Raw genomic sequence first — 779 nt, 5'->3', positions numbered from 1 at the left:
GCGACGCCGTCGCCCGCGGGGCCCGCGCCGGTCGCGGCGAGGGCGCCCAGGTCGGTGGGGGTCAGCGTCAGCGCGCGGCGGCGTCCGCCCTCGGCGACGACGACGGGTTCGCCCTCGGTGGCGCCGAGTTCGGCGACGAGGAGACGGGCGACGGTCTCCGGGGCGTCGTCCGTGCCCACCTCGACGAGGGTCGCGTCGGTTTCCTCGTACTCGCGGTCGACGCTGCGGAAGAAGCCCCGCAGCCCGGAGGCGGCGCCCTCGGCGCGGCGGTCGGCGGCTATCAGCCGGCGCGGTCCGGCGGCCAGGACGGCCTGGTAGAGCGGGAAGGTGTCCGGGAGCGTGGTGTCCGGGGACTCCAGCGCGTGCAGCAGGAAGACGATCTCGCCGACGTGCTCGGGGAGTTGCTGCGCGTCGGGCACGGTCTGCGGCAGTGCGCCGGCCTCCCGGAGCTGCTCGGCGACGAGGGTGCCCAGCGCGCCGCCGCCGAGGACGGTGACGGTGGTGCCCTCGGCGAGCGCGGGGGCGGACAGCTCGGCCAGGTCGGTCTCGGTGAACTCCAGCCGCTGCGGGGCCACGACGACGGCGTCGGCGGCGGCGCTCTCGGACGCGGGGGACGCCGGGGACGCCGAGGTCGCTGTGGGTGCGGCCGGTGTCTCAGGAGCGGGTGCGGGTGCCGCGGCTTCCGCGGTGCCGCCGAGGCGGGCGAGGAGGAGCTCGGTGATGCCGGACGCCGTACGCGCCTGGCTCAGCTCCTCCACATCCTCATCCCGCCCCACCGG

1 protein-coding gene is annotated in these 779 nt (G+C 77.3%); it reads right to left on the bottom strand.

Annotation, left to right across the window (positions count from 1 at the left end; translation table 11 throughout):
* On the bottom strand, positions 1 to 758 hold a 758-nt coding region (locus tag AN218_RS29080; RefSeq protein WP_476755978.1), incomplete at its 3' end, for a Rossmann-fold NAD(P)-binding domain-containing protein.
* Positions 759 to 779: the final 21 nt, after the last annotated feature.

This window comes from Streptomyces nanshensis (genome assembly GCF_001751255.1).
In the GTDB taxonomy this organism is placed as follows: Bacteria; Actinomycetota; Actinomycetes; order Streptomycetales; family Streptomycetaceae; genus Streptomyces; species Streptomyces nanshensis_A.
The sequence above is the reverse complement of the archived record's forward strand: the minus strand, read 5'-3'. Positions and strand labels throughout refer to the sequence as shown.